The organism is Streptomyces bambusae, assembly GCF_020532645.1.
In the GTDB taxonomy this organism is placed as follows: domain Bacteria; phylum Actinomycetota; class Actinomycetes; order Streptomycetales; family Streptomycetaceae; genus Streptomyces; species Streptomyces bambusae.
In genome coordinates, this window is record NZ_JAJAUZ010000035.1 from 42,876 (window position 1) to 61,496 (window position 18,621).

Genomic DNA, 18,621 nt, shown 5'->3' on the forward strand with positions numbered 1-18,621 from the left:
GCGGCCTCCGGCTGCGCCGGGTGGCTGGTGCGGGACCTGGTGTGCCATCTGGTCGTCGGCGCGGAGGTGCGGTCCACCGGCCCTGGGGTCTGTCGTCAAACTCCTGTCGTCGCCCGGAGGGCGGCCCCGCGGCGTCTGGTGCGTGCTCTCGGCGTGCCGGGCGAATGCCCTTGTACTGGACGTACTCGGGCTTTCGCCCGGTGCGGCGAGAGTGCGTGCCAGGCGTCGCGGGGCAGGCAGGAGTTTGACGACAGGCCCTGGGGGCCGCGGCCCGGGTCCCGCAGCAGTGCGGGACCCGGGTCCGCCGCCGGATCAGCGGGCGAGCGCGGCCTCGGCCACCGGCCGCGGCACCGGTGCGTACGCGGCCGGGCGGGCCGTGAACGTGCCGCGGCCCTGCGTACGGCTGCGCAGCCGGGAGGCGTAGCCGAACAGCTCCGCCAGCGGCACGGTCGCGGTGATCACGGTCGTGCCGGCCTGCGTGATGGAGCCGGTGACCCGGCCGCGGCGGGCCGCGAGGTCGCCGAGCACCCCGCCGACCGCGTCCTCGGGGACGGTGACGGACACGTCCGACACCGGCTCCAGGAGCTGCATCTCGCAGGCGCGCAGCGCCTCGCGCAGGGCGAACCTGCCCGCGGCGCGGAACGCGAGCTCCGAGGAGTCCTTGGAGTGCGTCGCCCCGTCCGTGAGGGTGACCCGCACCCCGGTGACGGGGTGGCCGCCCAGCGGGCCTTCCGCGAGGGCGTCCCGGCAGCCCGCCTCCACGGCGCGCGCGTACTCCTGCGGCACCCGGCCGCCCACGACGGTGGAACGGAACGCGAAGCCGGTCCCCCGCTCGTCGGTCACGTGCTCACCTCCCTGAGCGTCCAGCGGTGCCACGTCGATGACGACGTGGGCGAACTGGCCCGACCCGCCGTCCTGTTTGACGTGCCGGTAGACCAGTCCGGACACGCCGCGCAGGAGCGTCTCGCGGTAGGTCACCCGGGGGCGTCCCACCACGACGTCGAGGCCGTGGTCGCGGCGGACCTTCTCCACCGCGACCTCCAGGTGGAGTTCGCCCAGCCCCGACAGGACCGTCTGACCGGTCTCGGCGTCGGTGCGGACGACGAGGGAGGGGTCCTCCTCGGCGAGCCGCGCCAGCGCCGTCGCCAGCCGTCCGGTGTCGGTGCTCCGGCGGGCCTCCACCGCCACCGTCACCACCGGCTCGGCCACCTGCGGCGGTTCGAGGACCAGCGGGGACCGTGGGGTGCAGAGGGTGCTGCCGGCGCGGGCGGCCTTGGGGCCGACCACGGCGACGATGTCGCCCGCCACCGCCTCCTCCGTCTCCGCGTGCCGGTCGGCCTGCACCCGCAGGATGCGGGCGATCCGCTCGGTGCGCCCGGTGCCCGCGTCGAGCACCTGGTCGCCCTTGCGGAGCGTGCCGGCGTACACGCGGAGGTAGGTGAGGCGGCCGGTGGTGGTGGCCGTCACCTTGAACGCGAGGGCCGTGAACGGGCCCGCCGGGTCGGCCGCCCGCTCCTGCTCGGCACCGTCCCGGGTGCCGCGGACCGGCGGCACGTCGGCCGGCGAGGGCAGCCAGGCGACGACGGCGTCCAGCAGCGGTTCGACACCGCGGTTGCGGTACGCCGAGCCGCACAGGACGACCACGCCCTCGCCGCCGAGGGTGAGGGCGCGCAGCGCCCGGCCGAGCACCTCCTCGGTCACGGATCCGTGCGCACAGAACTCCTCCAGGGCTTCCGGGTGCAGGCCGGCCACCGTCTCGTCGAGCAGTCGCCGGCGCCGCCGTGCCTCCGCGCGCAGCTCCTGGGGAACCGGTCCCGCGGTGTGCGCGGCGGGGCCGGAGCCCTCGTCCCAGACGAGGGCCTGCATGCGGATCAGGTCGACGACACCGGTGAAGGTGTCCTCGCGTCCGACGGGCATCTGCACGACCAGCGGTACGGTGCCCAGCCGGTCGCGCAGCGAGGCGACCGCCGCGTCGAGGTCGGCCCCGGCCCGGTCCATCTTGTTGACGAACGCGATCCGGGGGACGCCGTGCCGGTCGGCCTGCCGCCAGACCGCCTCGCTCTGCGGTTCGACGCCGGCGACGGCGTCGAACACGGCGACGGCGCCGTCGAGGACGCGCAGGGAGCGTTCCACCTCGTCGGCGAAGTCGACGTGGCCGGGGGTGTCGATGAGGTTGAGCCGGTGGGCGTCCCAGGTGCAGCTGACGGCGGCGGCGAAGATGGTGATGCCGCGGTCGCGTTCCTGAGCGTCGAAGTCGGTGACGGTGGTGCCGTCGTGGACTTCGCCGCGCTTGTGGACGGCGCCGGTGGCGTACAGGACGCGCTCGGTGAGCGTGGTCTTGCCGGCGTCCACGTGCGCGAGGATGCCGAGGTTGCGGACGGTGGTGAGGGGTTGCCGGTCGGTGCGCATGGCTGCCCTTTCGGGGTGACGTGTCGTCAGGTCAGCGCGATTGCGGATTCCCCGGCGGCCGGCCGGTGTGACGGCGGGCGGCGGCCGGACGGGCCCGGGCCTGCGGCGCGGGCGTGTCTGCGGGGGGAATACGGGGACGCGGGTGCGTCAGGGTCACCTGCGGTGGCGGCCGCGCAGCCGGCACCGCGCGGAACGGGACACGGGGATCACGTCGTACCGCGACGGGGGAACGGTGTGCTGGTGCATGTGCGTTCCCCTTTCCCTGTGTTCGGTTCGGCTCGTGCGGCCGGCTGTGCGGTGAGTCTAGGGACGTGGGGGTGGCAGGGCACGCCATTTTTTTCGCGCCGTGCCCGCCTCAAACGCCGGCGGGGCCGATTCGGGGGCCCCGCCCCCTGGACCCCCGGTCCTCAATCGCCGGACGGGCTCGGTCTTGCCCCCGACGGCGATCGAGGGGCGGGGGATGCGGGGAAGCCGGGGGTGCATAGCCTGCGGGGATGACGAACTCGCAGGGATACCTTTCCGAACTGTTCTCGCTGGACGGCCGCGTGGCCGTCGTGACCGGCGGCAGCTCCGGCATCGGCCGCGCCATCGCCACCGCCCTCGCCCACGCCGGTGCCCGCGTGGTGGTCGTGGCCCGCACCCCCGGCCCGCTGCAGGAGACGGTCGGCACGCTCACGGCCGCCGGCTGCCGCGCCGCCTGGGTCAGCGCCGACCTCGGCAGCCGCCCCGGTGTGACGGCCGCCGCCGAACGGGCCGTGGAACCGTTCGGCGAGCCGGACATCCTCGTCAACTCCGCCGGCATCAACCTCCGCCCCCCGATGGGCGAGTTGGACGACGCCGTGTGGGACGCCACGATGGCGGTGAACCTGGAGGCCCCCTTCCTGCTGGGCCGCCGCTTCGGCCCCGGCATGGCCGAACGCGGCTTCGGCCGGATCATCCACGTCACCTCCCAGCAGGCGCACCGGGCCTTCGTGCAGAGCGGCGCGTACGGCGTGTCGAAGGGCGGTCTGGAATCCCTCGCCCGTTCCCAGGCCGAGGCCTGGTCCCGCCACGGCGTCACCTGCAACACCCTCGTCCCGGGCTTCGTGATGACCGCGCTGAACGCCCGGCTCTCCGCGGACCCGGACCGCGTCGCGGCCCTGGCCGCCCGCACGATGGCCGGCCGCAACGGCCTGGCCGAGGACTTCGCCGGCGCCGCCGTCTTCCTCGCGAGCCGCGCCTCCTCCTACGTCACCGGCCAGTCCCTCTTCGTCGACGGCGGCTTCTCCGTCCACTGACCGGTCCCTGGTGAGGGACGAGCCGACGTCCGCGATGGACCCGCGCGGTGAGCACATGGTGTTCTCGGGGCTGCGGGAGATGAAGGACGAGCGCATGACGGTGATCGTCACGCACCGGATGGAGAACTGCCGCCTGGCCGACCGGATCATCGTCCTCGATCAGGGCCGGGTCATCGAGCAGGGCACGTACGAGCAGCTGTCCCGGGTGACGGGCGGCACGTTCGCCGAGCTGGTCCGGCTGTCGATGGACCGGTGGCCGGCGGGCGGGGCGCGTCCGCCGGCGCGTCCCGCCCCGCGGTCAGGTTCCGACGGCCCGCAGGGACAGCCACAGGGCGACGGTCGACGCGAGCAGCGCGGCGGGCACGGTGAGCAGGCCGAGCAGGGTGAACTGCCGCAGGCCCACCTCGTGTGCGTGCTGGTGGGCGATGCGCCGCCACAGGAGGGTGGCGAGCGAGCCGGCGTACGTGAGGTTGGGGCCGATGTTGACGCCCAGCAGCACGGCCAGCACCGCGCCGGGCCCGGACGGCGCGGCCAGCGGTACCAGGGCCAGCACGGCGGGCAGGTTGTTGATCAGGTTGGCGAGGACCGCGGCGAGGGCGGCGGTGCCGAGCAGGGCGGGCAGCGAGGTCCCGTCGGGCAGCAGTCCGCCGAGGGCCCGGCCCAGCCCGTTGTCGACGACGGCCCGTACGACCACGCCGAGCGCCAGCACGAAGGCGAGGAACGGCAGCGCGGCGGACCGCACGATCGCGGCGGGCGTGGTGTGCCGGCGGAGCAGGGCGCGGACCGCCATCACGGCGGCGCCGGCTGCCGCGGCCCAGGCGGGGTCGATGCCGGCGGCGGAGGCGACGGCGAAACCGGCCAGGGTGAGGGCGACGGTCACCAGGGCGAACAGCGGCAGCTCGGGCGGCTCCTCCGTGCCGGCGGGCGCCACGGGCGCGGCCAGGTCGGCGGCGAAGAAGCGCCGGAACACGGCGTACTCGACGGCGATGGCGGCCAGCCAGGGCAGCGTCATGAGGAGAGCGAACCGGGTGAACGTGAGCCCGGTGGCGGTGAAGGCGAGCAGGTTCGTCAGGTTCGACACGGGCAGCAGCAGCGAGGCCGTGTTGGAGAGGTGGGCGGTGGCGTAGACGTGCGGTGCGGGGCGGGTGCCCATGCGGGCGGCGGTCGCGAAGACCACGGGGGTCAGCAGGACCACCGTGGCGTCCAGGCTGAGGGCGGCGGTGATCGTCGACGCGAGGGCGAAGACGGCGCCGAGCAGCCGGCGCGGCCGGCGGTGCGCCCAGCGGGCCATCCAGGTCCCGCAGGCGTGGAAGAGGCCCTCGTCGTCGCACAGCCGCGCGAGGACGAGCACGGCGGCGAGGAAGCCGATGACCGGTCCCAGCCGCGCGGCCTCGTCGCGTACGACGTCCAGGGGGATGGCACCGGTGACGACGAGGAGGGCGGCGGCGGGCACCGCGAACGCGGCCTCGGGCCAGCGGAACGGGCGGACGACGGCACACACCAGCACCACGGCCAGCGCGGCGACGGACAGGGTTTCGAGCAGCACGCCCCGATCATGCACATCCGGCCGGCGGCAGCCGCCACCAGCCCTCCCGGTGTCGGTCGAGTTGTCCACAACCTGCCTGAACCGGTGTCAGCAGGCAGTTGTATCTTCGGCTTCAGGTGAAGAGCCTGCCTGACAGTTCGCGCCGGATCAGGGCGGGTCGTCCGGCAGCTCCAGGGGGCATCAGCGTGTGGAGGTGGCGGCATGACCGGCCGGGCGACGGACACGACGACCAGCAGTGCAGCGGGAGGGGTGCCGGCCGGCTTCGCGTCGCCGGTGTCCCTGCTCGACGAGTGGCGGGAGCGCCCGGACCGGGAGCCGCTGCGGGAGTTCCTCGTCCTCGGCTCCGCCGTGGACCTCCGGTTCCTGGAAACGGTGGCCGTGCCGCAGGCGCGCGCGCTCGGCGCCCGGGTCGCGGTGCTGGGGGACGCGGCGGGGCAGCTGCACGATCCGGCGGAGGTGCGTGAGGCCGGGCGCGGCTACCTGCACGGGGTCGCCTCGTGCGCGGGCGGGTTCCGGCCCGGGCTGGCGCTGCTGATCGGCGACCGGGCCTGCCGGGTGGCGATCGGCTCGGGCAGCCCCACCCCCGCGGGCTGGGGGGCGGACGACGGACTGTGGACGGTGGTGGCCACCGAGGGCGGGGCCTCGCACCCGCTGCTGGCCGACCTGGCGGACTGGCTGGACGCCCTGCCGGGCGCGGTCGGCATGGCCCCGTGGTGGGAGGAGCACCTGCGTGGGCTGGCCGAGCTGCTGACCGAGCGCCACTGCGAGGCCCCCGATGTGCCGGCGGAGGGCGCAGAGGTGCGGCTGCTGCACAATCTGCACCGGCCGCTGCTGGAGCAGCTGCCCGGCGGGCCGGTGGACGAACTCCGGCTGTCCGCACCGGCCGTCGATCCGTCGGGAGCGGCGCTGGGCCGGCTCCGGGACCATTTCCGGCCCGCGGACGTGACGCTGGGCCTGCAGCGCCTGTGGTCCGCGTACGAGGCGGACGGGGTGCGGGGCGCGTTCGCCGGGCATCCGGCGGCCCCGGTGCGGGAGCCGGCGGAGGTCCGGGTCCGGCACGGCCGGCTGATCGAGTGGCGCACCGGGGACCGCTGGCAGGCCCTGACCGGTGGCGGCGACCTCACTGCGGAGGGTCTTGGCGGGGCGGTGGCGGACGCTGCCGGTGCCCCCTGTGAGCTGGCGGTGCTGTCCGCCGGCCCGGCGCCGCTGCTCCCGGACGAGGGGCCGGGGGTGCCGGCCGGGGAGCTGACCGGTTCGTCGGCCGGATCCGGCGGCGGGGGCGGGGCGCCGGAGCTGGTGCTGCTGGGTGCGCGGGCGGACGGTCTGTCGTTCCGGGCGGTCCTCGGCCGGCGGCCGACGGGCGTGCCGGTGGGCATCGAGGTGTCGGACGAGCGCGGGGCGCCCGGTTCGTGGCAGCGCGTGGGCTCGATACCCGACGGGGTGCCGTCGGTGGTGATCGCGCTGCCGACGGCACCGGAACCGGGCGCCGCGGTCCGGGCCGTGGCCGCGCGGCCGGACGGCCCGCCCGTCACGTCGGCGGTCGCGTTCCTGTACGGGGTGGAGCCGGCTGCGCCGGGCGGTCACCTCTCGCACGGCTACACCGCCGAGGACCTGATCGCCGACCCGGCGGCGGCCCGGCGCTTCGAGACCGACGTGATGCAGCTCCGCGAGCTCCCGGCGGCCGGGCCGTCGGCGGCGCCGCGGGACCTGGCAGCGGCCCTGGCCGTCTCCCGCCGCACCCTGGGCCCCGCCCTGACCCACCTGGCCTTCGGCCCGCTGTCCGGTGAACTCCCCGGCCCGGCGGAGACACCGGAGGAGTTGTCCGGCGGAGCGGACGGGGACGGTCCGGCCGGCCTGCCGGTGGAGGTGCGGACGCACGGCCGGACGTGGATGGGCCGGCTGGTGCGGCAGCTGGCGGCGGACACCCGGGCGGCGCAGGGCGGTGCGGACGGGGTCGCGGAGCAGCCGGACGGCCCGCAGGGCAGGGTGTGGTCCCTGCCGGCGGTCCTGGCGCTGTCGGGCCTCCACCTGCGGCTGCTGGCGGCCGGCGCGTGGGACGAGGACGACTACGGCTGGCGCGATCTGACCGCCGAGCTGATCGCGGCGCTGACGGCCGTGGCCGCACGGGCGGAGGTGCCGGAGCCGGCGGACGCACCGGACGGCGCGGACCCGGGGGACGGCGTACCGGACGACGGCTCCGGCGCGGGTGGCGGGCTGTGGGCGCGCGTGGACGCGGTGGTGGCCGTGCACATGTCGCTGCTCGGGCTGCACTACGAGATCGAGGGGCCGGAGGCCGATGCGGCGGCCGCGGCGTCCTGGCGGTCGAGCCGGGCGGCGGTCGCGCGGGCCCGGACCCGGCATGCGGCGGATCTGTTCCTGCCCGCGGCCCACCGCGGGGCGCCGGTGGCGACCGACTCCGACCTGCGGGCGCTGCGCAAGCGGGCGCAGGCCGTTCCGGACCCCGTCGGCGAGGCGGTGAAGGCATTGGCCGCCGCGGGGCTGCACGGTTCGTACGAAGGCGGGGTGTGGGAGCTGCGGGAAGTGAGCAATCCGCAGGGGGCGTGCGCGAAGGCGGTCACGGTGGTGTCCGAGCTGCCCGACGGGCTGTGGCCCGGCCCGGTCTTCGTCCGGGCCACCGGGCGGGGCGTCCCGTGCTTCATGGCCTGGCACCGGCCGACGCTGATCCGCCGGGCCGGCCGGGCGTGGAGCAGCCACCGCATCCTGCCGCCCGCCACGCCGTCCGCGACGTTCCAGCGCGGCAGCGCCCGGCCGACCGCGACAGGCGACCCGGCCTCCCGCGACCTGCACCCGCTGCTGGAGGCCGCGGAGATGGACCCGGTGGAACTCTTCCTCCGCCTGAACGCGGACCAGCCCCCGGCCGCCGGCGCCTGAAACCTGCAGTCGGCACTTCCGGAAGGGGGACGGATGTCCTGGTCCGAACACATCGTGAAGCGTGAGGGTGTCCGGCTGGCGTGCCGGGACCGGGGCGGGTCCGGCACGCCGGTCGTCCTGTTGCACGGCCTCGCGGGCCACGCGGGTGAATGGGACGGCATCGCGGGGCGACTGGCGGCCGACGGCCACCGGGTCGTGGCCTTCGACCAACGCGGCCACGGCGCCAGCGAGCGGCATCCCGCCGACGTGTCGCGGGCCGCGTACGTCGCCGACGTGCTCGCCGTGGTGGCGGCGCTCGGCCTGCACCGGCCGGTGCTGCTGGGGCAGTCGCTCGGCGGGCACACCGCCCTCCTCACGGCCGCGGCCCGTCCCGACCTGATCCGCGCGCTGGTCGTCGTCGAGGCGGGTCCCGAGCGGCGGCCCGGCGCGGCGGCCGAGATCGGGGCCGCGCTGTTCGGATGGCCACTGCCCTTCCCGTCGTTCGCCGCCGCCGTGGCGTTCTTCGGCGGCGGGCCGGTCGGCGAGGCCTGGGCGGCGGGGCTGGAGGAGCGCGACGGCGGTTGGTGGACGCGCTTCGACCCCGAGGTGATGACCGGGTCGCTGGCCGAGAACGAAGAGCGGGCCCACTGGGACGAGTGGGCGGGCCTCAGCTGCCCGACCCTGGCGGTCTGGGGGCAGTCCGGCATCGTGCCGGCGTCCGAGGTGGACCCGATGCTCGCGCTGCGGCCCGGCATCACGGCGGCGAGCGTGCCCGGCGCGGGGCACGACGTCCACCTGGAGGCACCGGAAGCCCTGTGGCAGGTGCTCCGGCCGTTCCTCGCCGGTCTTCCCGCCTGACGCACACCCGGACCGGTCCGATTCGGCCGAGTCCGGAGAATTCCGGGAAACGAATGAACCTCCCGCGGTCATTTGCGGTCTGGCAGGGAGGTCCCTCCCGAAGGGTCAACAGCCCTTCAGGTGCGGACCTTTGCAGTGCCATTCCGTTCAAAACCGGATATTGGAGACCAACCCCCCATGAGCACGAACCTGTCCGGCCGCCGCAGCGTCCGCCTGGCGTCCGCCGGCCTCGCCGCCGGCGCCGCCCTGGCGCTCGTCGGCTCCGCCGCGACCGCCACCGCCCACGCCGCGACCGACCCGAAGCCCGTCGCCAACATCATCGGCGGCGTCGAGCAGCCCGACGGCGCCTACCCGTGGATGGCCGCCCTCCTCAGCAAGGGCAAGGCCAGCCCGGTACAGCGCCAGTTCTGCGGCGGCAGCCTCATCGCCCCGAACGTCGTCCTCACCGCCGCGCACTGCGTGACCGGCGAGAAGCCGCAGCAGCTGGAGGTGACCGTCGGCCGGACCATGCTGTCCAAGAAGGGCCAGGGCCAGCTCCGCAACGTCCTCAGCATCGTGTCGCACCCGCGCTACAAGCAGAACGAGGCGTACGACCTGGCGCTGATCGAGCTGGCCAAGCCGGTCACGAACATCGCCCCGGTGAAGCTCCCGACGGCCGGCACGGACGCGCTGCTGCGCCCCGGCGCCAAGGCGACCGTCATCGGCTGGGGCAACACCGACACCGAGATCACCCGGTACCCGGACCGGCTGCGCGGGGTGAAGGTGCCGCTGCTGTCGCACCCCGAGTGCAAGGCGACGTACCGCGGTTACGACAAGACCGTCAACGTCTGCGCGGGCGTCGAGGGCAAGGACTCCTGCCAGGGCGACAGCGGCGGCCCGCTGTTCCGCAAGGTGGCCGGCCGCACGTACCAGATCGGGATCGTCTCGTACGGCGAGGGCTGCGCCGAGCAGGGCGCCCCCGGCGTGTACGCGTCCACCAGCTCCGCCAAGCTCTGGAAGACGCTGGGCGAGTCCAAGGAGGGCAAGCGGATGCTGCGGCTGCTCGGCCGCTGACCTCTGCCCCCGCAGTGACGGCCGCTCCCGGAACCTTCGGTTCCAGGGGGCGGCCGTCCCCGTTCCGGACACCCCCCGCGCGGTCCGCCAACCGGCCGCGCAGGACCGGGTGTTAGGGTCTCGGCCATGTCCAAGGCCGAAATAGACGAGCTGACCGCCGAGTTCTTCGGCGCGTTCGACAACCGGGACGGCGGCGCGGCCGACGTGGCCCGGATCCGCCGCCTGATGATCCCCGGCGGGGTGATCGTGAAGACCGGCCCGGACTTCACGGCGTACACCGTCGACGAGTTCGTCGAACCGCGCGAGAAGCTGCTGGCCGGAGGCCGGCTCACCGGGTTCGCGGAGTGGGAGACCTCCGAGCGGACCGAGATCGCCGGGGACGTCGCGTCCCGGTTCGGCGAGTACCGCAAGTCCGGGATGCTGGACGGGAAGCCGTACGACGGCACCGGCACGAAGGCGATCCAGTTCGTGCGCACACCCGACGGCTGGCGGATCGCCGCCTTCTCCTGGTACGACGCCCCCTGACCCGCGCCGGTCCGCCCGGTCCGCCCGCCCCGGCTACCGGGGGGCGGTGGCCCGGAGGTCGGCGAGGAGCTCGGCCTGGCCCTGGAGGACTCCGGTGAGGATGCCCCGGGCGACCCGCAGGAGTTCGGCGAGCTCGGGACTGGCGAGCCGGTAGAAGACGGTGGAGCCCTCGCGCCGGGTCAGGACCAGGTTGGACTTGCGGAGCACCGCCAGCTGCTGGGAGAGCGCGGCCGCTTCGACGCCGACCTCGGGCAGCATCTCCGCGACCGCGTGCTCGCGCACGCTGAGCAGCTCCAGGACGCGGATGCGCACGGGGTGGCCGAGGGTCTTGAAGAACTCGGACTTGAGCTGGTAGAGCGGGGTGCCGGTGTGCGCGGCCGCCGCGCCGCTCTCGGCGCCGACGGCTCCCCCGTCCGTCCTGCCCCCATGCGTACTCGGCACTGGTCCACCGCGGCTTCCCGGTCGGGGAGACGCCGTCGCCCGTCTCCATGGCCTTCGTGTGCCCCCACGATGGCAGACTCCCGCAACCGCCGACACCGGATCACGGCACGCACCGGACCCGCCGGTCAGCCGGGACCCGCCTCCCGCCCGCCCCGGCCGAGCGCACCGCGGATCCCGCGCACGAGCAGGCCGAGCAGGAACGCGTGGACGGTGTACGAGACCACCAGGATCGCGTACACGACGGCGCCGGTCCGTCCGCGCGAAGGAACGCAGGACGCGGGGGACGGCCACGGTCAGACCCCCCACGTGGGAGCGGGCCCGGCGGTGGCGCGCCGCTGCTGCCGGCGCTGCACCAGGTGCGCGAGCACTCCGAGGGCGAGCGCCTGCACGAGGGCGGACACCAGCACCGCCACGTAGAAGTACGCCGCGCTGTCCGTCAGTTCCGGCCAGAACCGCTCACCGCCGATGAGGCACACGGCAAACATCGGCAGGGTGACGAACATGACCGGGAGGGCCGCGAACGTCGAGTCCTCGTGCGCCACGAACCGGATGTCGATCTCGGCCACCACGACGGCCGCCGCGACGAGGGCGAGGTAGAGGCGGGACGCGAGACTGCCGAAGGTCAGGCGGGCCAATGTGCGCAGGTGCCGGACGGACATGAAGGTGCTCCTCGGTGGACGGGCAGGGCCCGGCGGACGGGACGTGCACCGCCGGTGATCAACATCCTGCGGCGGGACCGGCAGGGCCGCCTGAGTAGTGCTACTCAGACCGTCCGGGAGAAGGAACCCGGATCCGGACGCCCGGTCAGCCGGCCGGGGTGCGGCCCGCGTCGCGCATCCGGCCGAGGGCGTAGACGCAGCCGGCGAGGGCGAGGTCGGAGAGCAGCATGAAGCCGATGGAGTAGGAGTCCTTGGCGCTGTAGACCGCGCCCATCACCAGGGGCGGCAGGAAGCCGCCGAGCCCGCCCATCGCGCCGACGATGCCGGTGACGCTGCCGACCTGCGGCTGCGGGGTGACCCTGGCGACCAGGGCGAACACGGCGCCGCTGGCGGTGCCGAGGCCGGCGGCCATGAGCAGCAGGCAGACCGTCGCGGTGGGGTCGAGCGGCGGGTCGAAGGCCTGGACGACGGCGAGCAGGGCGACCGCGCCCAGCGCGCAGGCGGTGACGACGGCCGGGTCGACGCGGTCGGCGAGCCAGCCGCCGATCGGCCGGAACAGCACGGTCACGAGGGCGAACCCGGCCGCCTTGGTGCCGGCGTCGGTGGCGTCCAGCTCGTACCAGGTCTTCAGATAGGTGGGCAGGTACACGCCGAAGGCGACGATGCCGCCGAAGCCGATCGCGTAGAGGGCGGACAGCTCCCAGGTCACCCGCAGCCGGCCGGCCGCGCCGAGCCGGGTGGCGAGCGGGGTCGTCGGCACCGGCCGGCCGGGCTTGTCCCGCAGCAGCAGGGCGGCGAGCACCGCGTACGCGGCGAGCGCGGCGGCCAGCACCAGGAACGGGAGGTTCTCGCTGTGCCGGTACATGCGCGGGGTGAAGTAGCCCGACAGGGCCACGCCGCCCATGCCCATGCCGAAGATGCCGAGGGCCGCGCCGCGGTGCGAGGGCGGGAACCAGGCGTTGACGAGCGGCACGCCGATCGCGAACGTCGTCCCGCCGAGCCCGAGGACGAAACCGACGGCGATCAGGGCCGCGTACGAGCCCTTGGCCGGGATGATGAGCAGGACGGGCACGATGGTCAGTGCGGCCACCAGCGGGAACAGCAGGCGGGCGCCGTAACGGTCGGTCAGCGCCCCCACCGGCACCCGGCCCAGCGAGCCGACCAGCACGGGCACGGCGACCAGCACGGACTGGGCGAACGAGGTCATGTGCAGCCGCTCGTCGAAATCGCTCGCCAGCGGGGCGATCAGGTCCCACGCCCAGAAGGTGAGCGTGAACCCGACGGTGGCCAGGGCGAGGTTGCCCCAGGCCGCCGCTGACGGTGTGGCGTCGGCGTCGTGCTCGGCCATCGACACGCTCCCAGGCCCGGCACGCGGGCATCGGGCGGGCCGCGCGGGCCCGCGCGGGCGCGGCTCCCGGCCGGGGCCGCCTGGCGGTGCTGCCCCCTCATGATCGGCCGCCGCCCCGGTGGCCGCATCCCGGCGGCCGGGCCGCCCCTGCCGCCCGGCTACCCGGGAGTAGGATCGGCGGCGCGCCCCGCCCGGCGGTCCCCCGGCGGGGCTCCGGCCGAAGCACCTTCCCTCTCCCGGAGAAGAGTCCACCGATGGCAGACCACGACCTGACCGGCTGGCAGAAGACCCGTTTCACGCACGAGGGCACCACCCACCGGGTGCTGCGGCGGGGCACCGGACCGGCCGTGATCGTGATCGCGGAGATCCCGGGCATCACCCCGAAGGTGCTGGAGTTCGCCGAGCGGGTGGTGGGCCTCGGCTGTACGGCGGTGCTTCCGGTCCTGTTCGGCAGACCCGGCCGCGACCCGCACCCGGACGCCCACGGGCGGCTCGCCACCGAGCTGTACGGCCTCTCGACGATGCTGGACGTGTGCGTGAGCCGGGAGTTCACCCTGCTGGCGACGGGCCGCAGCTCGCGCGTGGTGCACTGGCTGCGTGCCCTGGCGGCGCACGAGCACGAGCGCTGCGGCGGCCCGGGCGTCGGGGCCGTCGGCATGTGCCTGACGGGCGGCTTCGCTCTGGCCATGGCGACGGACGAGCGGCTGCTCGCCCCGGTGCTGGCGCAGCCGTCGCTGCCGCTGGCCGTCACCCCGGGCCGGCGGGGGAACATCGACATCAGCCCCGAGGACCTGGCGGTGGTCCGCGGCCGCTGCGAGCGCGAGGGCCTGAAGGTGCTGGGACTGCGCTTCAAGGGCGACCGGTTCGTGCCCGGCGATCGGTTCCGGTTCCTGGCGCGGGAGCTGGGCGAGGCGTTCGTGGCCGTCGAACTCGACGACGCCGACGCCAATCCGGCGGGCCGGCTCGCCCCGCACTCCGTGCTGACGGAGCACCTGATCGACGAGCCGGGCCAGCCCACCCGGGACGCCCTGGAACAGGTGCTGGAACTGTTCCGCTGGCGGCTCCTCAAGGACGAGGCCCCCCGGCCCTAGGGTCGCGCGCACGGCACACCACGCGTACGGCACACCACGCGTACGGCCGTCGCGCACAGCGCATCCCGGACAGCAGCAGGAGGACGACCCCGTGACCGAACACGCCGTGGCCGGCGAGGGCCCCGAACCCGCCGGCACCCAGCGGGCCCACTGGCAGCAGACGTACGCCGCCCACCCTGGGATGTACGGGGAGCAGCCGTCGGACCCGGCCCGGCACGCGGCGGCCGTCTTCCATGCGGCCGGGGCTCGGGACGTGCTGGAGCTGGGTGCCGGACACGGCCGGGACGCCCTGTACTTCGCCCGCGAGGGGTTCACCGTACGGGCCGCCGACTTCGCGGTGTCCGGGCTGGAACAGCTGGCGGCCGCCGCCCGCCGGCAGGGCGTGGCGGACCGGGTGACGGTCTCGGTGCTCGACGTCCGGGAGCCGCTGCCGCTGCCGGACGCCTGCACGGACGCCGTGTTCGCGCACATGCTGCTGTGCATGGCGCTGTCCACCGCGGAGATCCACGCGCTGACCGCCGAGGTGCGGAGGGTGCTGCGGCCCGGCGGCACGTTCGTCTACACCGTCCGCCACACCGGCGACGCGCACTTCGGGGAGGGGCTGGGGCACGGGGACGGCATCTGGGAGCACGGCGGGTTCGCCGTGCACTTCTTCGGCCGGGAGCTCGTCGACGACCTCGCCGCAGGGTGGCACCTGGAGGAGGTGCACGCCTTCGAGGAAGGGGCGCTGCCGCGCCGGCTGTGGCGCGTCACCCAGACCCGGCCCCGGTGACGGCCCGGCCGGATCCCGCCGCGGGAGCGCCGACGGCGGACCGGACGGTTCCGGCCGTTCCGGCTCCGCCCGGCCGACGGGCGTCCGGAGGGGCCCGCAACGGCGGATAGGCTGTCCGTCCTGTTGTTTCTGGAGGTGCAGGTTTCGTGGAGTTCCGGCTGCTCGGAGCGGTGGCCGTGGCCACCGAGGCCGGGGACCTCCCGCTCGGCCCCGCCAAGCGGCGCAGCCTGCTCGCGGCGCTCCTGCTGCGGCCCAACCACCCCGTGTCCGTCGACCACCTGACGGCCGCCCTGTGGGACGAGGAGCCGCCGGCGCGGGCCCGCAGCGTCATCCAGGGCCACGTGTCGCGGCTGCGGGTCCTGCTCGATGCGGCGGACGCCGGGACGTACGGGGTGGAGCTGGCCACGCAAGGGGCGACGTACACGCTGCGGATGCCGGAGACCCTGCTCGACGCCCACCGGTTCGACGAGATGATCGGCCTGGCCCGGGTCCAGGGTGCGGTGGAGGACGCCGCGGCCATGTACCGGGAGGCGCTGGCGCTGTGGCAGGGCCCGGCGCTCACCGGGGTGCACCCGAGCCCGCCGCTGCAGGCCGCCGCGCACGCGCTGGAGGAGCACCGGCTGGCCGCCGTGGAGCAGCTGGCCCGCTGCTACGGGCTGCTGGGCGAGCACGCGCGGGCGGCGTCGATCCTGCGGACCGAGGCGGGGGCGCACCCGCTGAACGAGTCGCTGTCGGCCGCACTGGTGACGGCGCTGCGGCGGGCCGGGCGGCGCTCCGAGGCGCTCGACTGGTTCCACCGCACCCGGCAGCTGCTCGCCGAGGAACTCGGTGTGGACCCGGGCCCGGAGCTGGCGGAGGCGTACGCCCTCGCCCTGCGCGGTCACCCCGGTGCCGGCGAGGACCCCGACCACCAGGCGCCCGCCGCCGTACCGGCTCAGGCCCAGGCGTCTGCTCCGGCGCCGGCCGAGGCGCCGCCGGCCGCCGCGATACCCCTGCCGGCGGACCCCGCGGCCGATCTGCTGCCGCGTGCGCCGCGCGGTTTCCACGGGCGGCAGGCCGAACTCGCGGCGCTGACCCGGGCCGCCGCCGGCGAGGCTCCGGTGTGCCTGGTGACCGGGCCGGCCGGGGTCGGCAAGAGCGCCCTGGTGGTGCACTGGGCGCGCCGCGACCCCGACCGGTTCCCGGACGGCCGGCTCCACGTCGACCTGCGCGGGTTCAGCGACACGGGCGAGCCTTCGCCGATGGACGTGCTGCGGGAGTTCCTGCCCGCGCTGGGAGTGCCGCCGCGCCGGATGCCGGAGTCGCCGGCCGCAGCGGCCGCCCTGTTCCGCACCCTGACGGCGGACCGCCGGCTGCTGGTCGTCCTCGACAACGCGCGGGCCTCGGAGCAGGTCCGGCCGCTGCTGCCGAGCGGGCCGGGCTGCGTGACGGTGGTCACCAGCAGGCACCGGCTGCGCGGCCTGATCGCCTCCGACGCGGCCCGGCCGGTGCCCCTCGGCGTGCTGGGGCCCGAGGACAGCACGGCGCTGCTGGCCGCGGTGCTGGGTGCCGAGCGGGTGCACGCCGAACCGGTGGCGGCCCGCCGGCTGGCCCGGCTGTGCGACGGGCTGCCGCTGGCGCTGCGGGTGGCCGCGGCACGGCTCGCCGACCAGCCGGAGTGGACGCTGACGGCGATGGCCGACGAACTGTCGGACGCGAGCCGCCGCCTGGCGCTCCTCGACGCCGAGGACACCGGGGTGCGCGCGGCGCTGGAGCTGTCGGTCCGCCAGCTGCCGGCGGCCGCGGCCGCGCTGTTCGCCCAGCTGGGCCGGCATCCGGGCACCCATGTGGACCGCGGTACGGCCGCCGCCCTGGCCGGCACCGGACCGGACGGTGCCGACACCGCCCTCGAACAGCTGGCCGCCGCACACCTGCTGACGCAGAGCGCACCCGGCCGGTGGACGCTGCACGACCTGGCCCGGCTGTATGCGCGCGGCATGCCGGCGGAGCCGGGCGCGCTGGAACGGGTGCTCGACCACTACACGGCGGCCGGGCTGGCCGCGGCGGCCGCGGCCGAGCAGGACGGCGAGCCGTGCTTCGGGCAGCCGGCGGACTTCCGTCCGCCGCCGGTGCCGGCGGAGTTCGCGGGCCGCGAGGAGGCCATGGCCTGGTACGCGGCCGAACGCGAGGACCTGCTGCTGGCGGCGGGCGCGGCGCAGGCCGCCGGCCTGCACGGCCGGACCTGGCGGGTACTGCTCGTGATGTGGCCGCTGGTCGTGTGGCGGGTCCTCGACGACTGGGCGCCGATGCTGTACACGGCGCTGGCCGCGGCGCGCGCCGACGGGGACGCGAACGCCGAGTCGCGGGTGCTGGCGCTGCTGGGCTGGGTGCTGACCGAGGAGGGGCGGATCGGGGAGGCTCTGCCGCACCTGGAGGCGGCGCCCGGGCTCGCGGCCCGCTCCGGCGACCTGGGCGGCGAGGCGACGGCGCTGGTCAACCTGTCGCTGGCGCAGGCCGCGCTCGGCGATCTCGGCATCGCGGCGCGGGGCTGCGTACGGGGCGCGGAACTGGCGCGGGAGGCGGGGCTGCCGCACACCGAGCGGCTGGCGCTGTACCACCTGTCGCGGCACCGGCTCGACGCCGGGCGCTGGCAGGAGGCCCTGGACGCGGCGACGCTGGCCGGCGCGCTCGACCTGCCGGACACGCCGTCCGCGCCGCGGGCGATGCTGCTGGCGTCGGTGGGCGAGGCGCTGCTCGGGCTCGGCGACCGGGCGGAGGGGATCCGGTGCCTGGACGAGGCGGCGCGGGAGGCCGAGGACTTCGGATTCGACGAGGGCGCGGTGCAGACGCTGGCCACGCTGCTGCGGGTGACCGCGGACGAGGCCTACCGCGAGCGGCACGCGGCGGCGCTGGTCCGGCTGGCCGACCGGGACTGACGCCGATCGGGACTGACGCCGGCAGGCGGGGCGGCAGGTGCGGGGCGTCAGCGGAACGTCAGCCGGGCATGAACGCGACGCCAGCCGGGCTCGGGAGGGTGGTGGCAGCAGCACGGGGACGGGCCCGTGCCGACCGCACGAGCACACGGGGAGTCCGACCATGACCGAGCACCACATCCGCACCGCCGCGCTGACCGCGGCCACCGCAGCCCTCGCTCTGGCCCTGACCCTGACCGCCTGCGGCGGCTCCCCGGAGGCCACGGGGACCAAGGCCGCGGGCGGTTCGGCAGCGAAGCCCGCCGCCGAAGCTCCGGCCCGGACCGCCTCCGGCTCCGGCCCGGCCGTGGCTTCGGGTGCGAACGGCACGGCCGGCACGGCCGACGGGTCCGGCCGGACCCGGCCCGTCCGGCGTGCCGCCGACGGGGTCCGTGCGTGCGCCGGGGACGAGATCTCGTACGGCGTGCTGCACCGTTTCCCCGGCCTGCCGGGCGAGCACCTGCTGGTCAGCGCGGAGAACGCCGGCTCCCGGCCCTGCCGGGTGACCTCGTACCCGTCGGTGATGCTGGGCGACTCGGACCGGGTGCTGGGCCACTCCCCCGAGGACGCGCCGGGCGGTGCGGCACGGATCGTGCTGGAGCCGGGAGCCACGGCGTACGCGGCGGTGGCGCTGCACCACGGGTCCGGCAAGGAGCGCCGGGCCGGCGGCCTGAGCATCGCGCTGCGCGACGCCTCGGGCGACACCGGTCCCGGCCACGAGCTGGACGCCTTCGACGCCGAGGGGGTGCCGTCGGTGTTCACCTGGTCCTCGGCCGACGTGACCCGCTGGAACCGGGTGAAGCCGTACGACTTTCGCTAG

At 75.7% G+C, this 18,621-nt stretch carries 14 protein-coding genes; 9 read left to right on the forward strand and 5 right to left on the reverse strand.

Going from position 1 to position 18,621, the window contains the following annotated elements; genetic code table 11:
- Positions 1–312 precede the first annotated feature (312 nt).
- Complete coding sequence (fusA, locus tag LG634_RS23245; protein WP_226735875.1) at positions 313–2,409, reverse strand: elongation factor G; 2,097 nt, start codon at positions 2,407–2,409, stop codon at positions 313–315.
- Between the two features lie 494 nt (positions 2,410–2,903).
- Between fusA and LG634_RS23250 the strand changes: the two genes are divergently transcribed.
- On the forward strand, positions 2,904–3,686 hold the full coding sequence (locus tag LG634_RS23250) for an SDR family NAD(P)-dependent oxidoreductase (protein ID WP_226735876.1): 783 nt from the start codon (positions 2,904–2,906) through the stop codon (positions 3,684–3,686).
- 298 nt (positions 3,687–3,984) lie between these two features.
- On the opposite strand, the gene LG634_RS23255 is transcribed toward LG634_RS23250, so the two are convergent.
- Positions 3,985–5,232, reverse strand: a complete 1,248-nt coding sequence (locus LG634_RS23255) for an SLC13 family permease (RefSeq protein ID WP_226735877.1) — start codon at positions 5,230–5,232, stop codon at positions 3,985–3,987.
- A gap of 201 nt (positions 5,233–5,433) precedes the next feature.
- Here LG634_RS23255 and LG634_RS23260 point away from each other — a divergent pair, with 201 nt between their 5' ends.
- From LG634_RS23260 to LG634_RS23275, 4 genes are all read left to right on the forward strand, one after another.
- Positions 5,434–8,124 carry a hypothetical protein gene (locus tag LG634_RS23260; RefSeq protein WP_226735878.1) on the forward strand — a complete coding sequence of 897 codons (2,691 nt, stop codon included), beginning with the start codon at positions 5,434–5,436 and terminating at the stop codon, positions 8,122–8,124.
- 33 nt (positions 8,125–8,157) lie between these two features.
- A complete protein-coding gene (locus LG634_RS23265; RefSeq protein WP_226735879.1) occupies positions 8,158–8,961 on the forward strand; it encodes an alpha/beta fold hydrolase in 804 nt (267 codons plus the stop codon).
- A gap of 177 nt (positions 8,962–9,138) precedes the next feature.
- Positions 9,139–10,014 (forward strand): S1 family serine peptidase, encoded by an 876-nt coding sequence (locus tag LG634_RS23270; protein ID WP_226735880.1) that lies wholly within the window; start codon positions 9,139–9,141, stop codon positions 10,012–10,014.
- A gap of 126 nt (positions 10,015–10,140) precedes the next feature.
- Positions 10,141–10,539: a Cif family virulence factor gene (locus LG634_RS23275; protein ID WP_226735881.1), complete on the forward strand. Its 399-nt coding sequence runs from the start codon at positions 10,141–10,143 to the stop codon at positions 10,537–10,539.
- 33 nt (positions 10,540–10,572) lie between these two features.
- On the opposite strand, the gene LG634_RS23280 is transcribed toward LG634_RS23275, so the two are convergent.
- From LG634_RS23280 to LG634_RS23290, 3 genes are all read right to left on the reverse strand, one after another.
- A complete protein-coding gene (locus LG634_RS23280) occupies positions 10,573–10,980 on the reverse strand; it encodes an ArsR/SmtB family transcription factor (RefSeq protein WP_226735882.1) in 408 nt (135 codons plus the stop codon).
- Positions 10,981–11,273: 293 nt separating this feature from the next.
- Complete coding sequence (locus LG634_RS23285) at positions 11,274–11,639, reverse strand: SCO4225 family membrane protein (protein ID WP_226735883.1); 366 nt, start codon at positions 11,637–11,639, stop codon at positions 11,274–11,276.
- 145 nt (positions 11,640–11,784) lie between these two features.
- On the reverse strand, positions 11,785–12,987 hold the full coding sequence (locus LG634_RS23290; RefSeq protein WP_226735884.1) for an MFS transporter: 1,203 nt from the start codon (positions 12,985–12,987) through the stop codon (positions 11,785–11,787).
- A 254-nt stretch (positions 12,988–13,241) separates the two neighbouring features.
- On the opposite strand from LG634_RS23290, the gene LG634_RS23295 reads away from it, so the two are divergent.
- The 4 genes from LG634_RS23295 (at position 13,242) to LG634_RS23310 (ending at position 18,621) form a co-directional block, all read left to right on the forward strand.
- Positions 13,242–14,078 carry a dienelactone hydrolase family protein gene (locus LG634_RS23295; protein WP_226735885.1) on the forward strand — a complete coding sequence of 279 codons (837 nt, stop codon included), beginning with the start codon at positions 13,242–13,244 and terminating at the stop codon, positions 14,076–14,078.
- Positions 14,079–14,169: 91 nt separating this feature from the next.
- Positions 14,170–14,850 (forward strand): class I SAM-dependent methyltransferase, encoded by a 681-nt coding sequence (locus tag LG634_RS23300; protein ID WP_226735886.1) that lies wholly within the window; start codon positions 14,170–14,172, stop codon positions 14,848–14,850.
- Positions 14,851–14,996: 146 nt separating this feature from the next.
- On the forward strand, positions 14,997–17,765 hold the full coding sequence (locus tag LG634_RS23305) for an AfsR/SARP family transcriptional regulator (protein WP_226735887.1): 2,769 nt from the start codon (positions 14,997–14,999) through the stop codon (positions 17,763–17,765).
- A 160-nt stretch (positions 17,766–17,925) separates the two neighbouring features.
- Positions 17,926–18,621, forward strand: a complete 696-nt coding sequence (locus tag LG634_RS23310) for a DUF4232 domain-containing protein (protein ID WP_226735888.1) — start codon at positions 17,926–17,928, stop codon at positions 18,619–18,621.

What these genes read in the sequence shown, in the direction of transcription:
- fusA (WP_226735875.1), bottom strand. Translation starts at nt 2,409, where the DNA reads ATGCGCACCGACCGGCAACCCCTCACCACCGTCCGCAACCTCGGCATC.
- LG634_RS23250 (WP_226735876.1), top strand. Translation starts at nt 2,904, where the DNA reads ATGACGAACTCGCAGGGATACCTTTCCGAACTGTTCTCGCTGGACGGC.
- LG634_RS23260 (WP_226735878.1), top strand. Translation starts at nt 5,434, where the DNA reads ATGACCGGCCGGGCGACGGACACGACGACCAGCAGTGCAGCGGGAGGG.
- LG634_RS23265 (WP_226735879.1), top strand. Translation starts at nt 8,158, where the DNA reads ATGTCCTGGTCCGAACACATCGTGAAGCGTGAGGGTGTCCGGCTGGCG.
- LG634_RS23270 (WP_226735880.1), top strand. Translation starts at nt 9,139, where the DNA reads ATGAGCACGAACCTGTCCGGCCGCCGCAGCGTCCGCCTGGCGTCCGCC.
- LG634_RS23275 (WP_226735881.1), top strand. Translation starts at nt 10,141, where the DNA reads ATGTCCAAGGCCGAAATAGACGAGCTGACCGCCGAGTTCTTCGGCGCG.
- LG634_RS23285 (WP_226735883.1), bottom strand. Translation starts at nt 11,639, where the DNA reads ATGTCCGTCCGGCACCTGCGCACATTGGCCCGCCTGACCTTCGGCAGT.
- LG634_RS23290 (WP_226735884.1), bottom strand. Translation starts at nt 12,987, where the DNA reads ATGGCCGAGCACGACGCCGACGCCACACCGTCAGCGGCGGCCTGGGGC.
- LG634_RS23295 (WP_226735885.1), top strand. Translation starts at nt 13,242, where the DNA reads ATGGCAGACCACGACCTGACCGGCTGGCAGAAGACCCGTTTCACGCAC.
- LG634_RS23310 (WP_226735888.1), top strand. Translation starts at nt 17,926, where the DNA reads ATGACCGAGCACCACATCCGCACCGCCGCGCTGACCGCGGCCACCGCA.